A 2,681-nucleotide genomic window follows, 5' to 3' on the forward strand; every position below is an offset into this window, starting at 1 on the left:
CGACGGGGTGGGTTCTACTCAACGTCGCAACACCGACGGATCACTCGAGACTAACAGGGCAGCGAATAGATCGGCGGGGCAACGGTCTTGGAGGACCATGCGGGGGCGATGGTTGAGTTCGTGTTCGACGGCCAACAACTGCTCCGGCGGGTGGCTGATGAGGGTGACGCCCTTCGGGAAGTAGTCGCGCAGCAGTCCGTTGATGCTTCTATGTCAACGCGTGGGCCGGGTGCTGGGTGATGTGGTGTTGCCAGCTGGCTCGGTCGAGCTGCATTGCGCGGTGGATGACGTCGACGAGGTGTCGCTTCAGGATTCGGCGTGCGCCCCGGGCTCCCTTGGTCGGTTGGTGGCGGGCGGTGAGTTGTTGAGCGGCGGGGTGGAAGCGGTTTTGCACGATCGCCGCGGTGTAGAGGACGCTGTTGAGACGCCGGTTTCCACCGCGGTGAAGGCGATGCCGTTCGTGGTCGGATGAGTAGACCGGGATCGGGGCGCAGCCGGTGTAGCGAGCGAGCTTCGCTGAGGTGGAAAACCGTGAGATGTCGCCGATTTCGGTGATCAGCACGGCCGCTGAGTTATGGCTGATCCCAACGATCTTGAGGAGGTTGGGTGCCAGCGGTGTCACGAGCTCTTTGATCGTGGCATCGAGCTCACCGATGCGGTTGTTGAGCTCGATCATCTCGTTGATCATTTCGCTGAGCACGTGAGTGATGTGGGTACTCACAGGCGCTGCGTCCAGGCGGGCCCTGAGCAGGGTCAGCGTTTTGGCGCGGGCCAGGTCGCCCGGGGTGTAGTCGAGCCACAGATGCGCTTGGGCTTTGAGTTGGTTGACCACCATCGTGCGACGTTTGACCAGATCCGAGCGGTAGTCGGTGAGAATGCGCAGTTCACGGACCCGTTTGTCAACCTGGTGCCGGCTCAAGCCTGGAGTCGCGATCGCGGCACGCGCGACGGCGGCAGCGTCGATGACGTCGGATTTGGCGCCGGTGGCTGCGTGAAGCTTGCGGTGTGCCAGTGTAAGCCGGCTGGGTACCCACACCACCTCTTGGCCAGCCAGCAATAGCTCATCTGCCAGGCGTCGGGCAAAGCCACGGCCGTCCTCGATTGCCCAGGTCACCGCCCCCTCATCGCTGATCGATCGAATCCATTGCAGCAAAGCGATAATGAGATGCTCATCGTTGCTCACGGTCAGGCCTCGGCCGACGCGTCGGCCATTGTCGTCCACGGCGACCGCGACATGAACGCGCTTGTGCGGGTCGATCCCGACTGTCACCATCAAAGAGTCCCTTCGTCGTGCTCTCACGGATGACGGGACGACGGCGAGGGCTCTGCCCGGGCGGACAGACCTATTGCGAGTTGACGGCTCAGCAGGCTTCTATCAAGTCACTCCCGGTCAGGGCTCTCGCCCTAAGCTGCCGTGGACAAATCAACGGAAAGCCATCTGCGACACGTGTTCTCCGAGTCACCCAGCAGCCCACCGGTTGGCTCCCGTCGAAGCGTCCCGGCACCAACACTGTGTACCAATAGGTGTTCTCGTTCGTGCCGCGTTGCCAGGGTGATCTGGAGTCGCAGAAGTAGACGGGCGCGCCGAGCTTGTCGGTGGTGGCAAGGTGGCGCGCCATCTCGGTGCCCTGGTCCCAGGTGATCGACCGCATCAGCGTGGGTGGCAGATCCTTCATGCGGGCCACCAAGGCCGCGTGCAGGGAGTCGGCGTCACTGCGAGGCAGATGCACCAACCGCAGCATCCGGGTCTGGCGTTCGACCAGAGTGCCGATCGCCGAGAGGTGGTTATTACCGATGATAAGGTCGCCTTCCCAGTGGCCGGCTTCAGACCGGTCGACAGCCGAGAAGGACCGGTCGTGGATGGTGAGCATCGGCTGCTGGAACCGCGGCCGCCGGCAACTCTGGCGGTGATGCGCTCGGCGGTGATCTCGACCGGTGCGCAGCGGTGAGCGTCGGTGCGGCGCTAATCGCGAGGGCCGCATGAAACGTGAATTCGGTTGATAGACAGCTTGATAGATGCTTTCGTGGCATAACCACATCGATGAATCATCGGGGAAGCGGTGGCGGAGGTGACGGCTGATCTGTTGGGGGCTCCAACGCTGAAGAAGCAGCTCGGCGACCGCGTTACCGAGCTGGTCGTTGGTGTCGACCCGACGGCGGTGGTGACGTGCTCGTCGCGCGGTGGCTCGCCGGTGGGCATCGAAGGGCTGATATCCGCGGCCGGCTGGTGCGTTGCGCCGTAGCTCCCTCGAAATCGTCGACGGCGCTCGACCGAGTCGGGTGGCGATCGTCCGCACCCTCAGCCCTGAGTGATGCAGATCGGCGATCTCGATGCGCTCGTCCTGGGACAGGTATCGCGTGCTGATCTGGCGGACCGCTAGTCGATCTAGCGGCGGGACGAACCCGACCGCGACGCCGTTGCGGTAGGTCTTGTAACCGCGTGTCCAGTTCGTCGCAGCGGACCGGGACACACCGACTTCGCGGGCCGCGGCCCGCACGCTCCACCCGCGAGCCCGCAACTCCATGAACCGCTGACGCTTGGCCGACTGCGGACGACGTCCCGGCCCCTTCTTCACCCGACGCGACGATGCCAACACAACCTCCAGAATCTAGAGAAGTGTTGCGACCGCACCTAGAAACCACCGCGTCGACACGGGGTCAGTTTTCAGACGACGCCGACA

General features: G+C 63.7%; 2 protein-coding genes. Both read right to left on the bottom strand.

Features of this window, described 5'->3' with window-relative positions; translation table 11 throughout:
• Nucleotides 1-208: 208 nt before the first annotated feature.
• Nucleotides 209-1,273, bottom strand: coding sequence for an IS110 family RNA-guided transposase (locus tag FPZ47_RS27155; protein WP_042910040.1), 1,065 nt, complete (start codon nt 1,271-1,273; stop codon nt 209-211).
• A gap of 88 nt (nt 1,274-1,361) precedes the next feature.
• Nucleotides 1,362-2,597, bottom strand: coding sequence for an IS30 family transposase (locus FPZ47_RS27160; RefSeq protein WP_425461852.1), 1,236 nt, complete (start codon nt 2,595-2,597; stop codon nt 1,362-1,364).
• Nucleotides 2,598-2,681 lie beyond the last annotated feature (84 nt).

Source organism: Mycobacterium helveticum (genome assembly GCF_007714205.1).
GTDB classification, from domain to species: Bacteria; Actinomycetota; Actinomycetes; order Mycobacteriales; family Mycobacteriaceae; genus Mycobacterium; species Mycobacterium helveticum.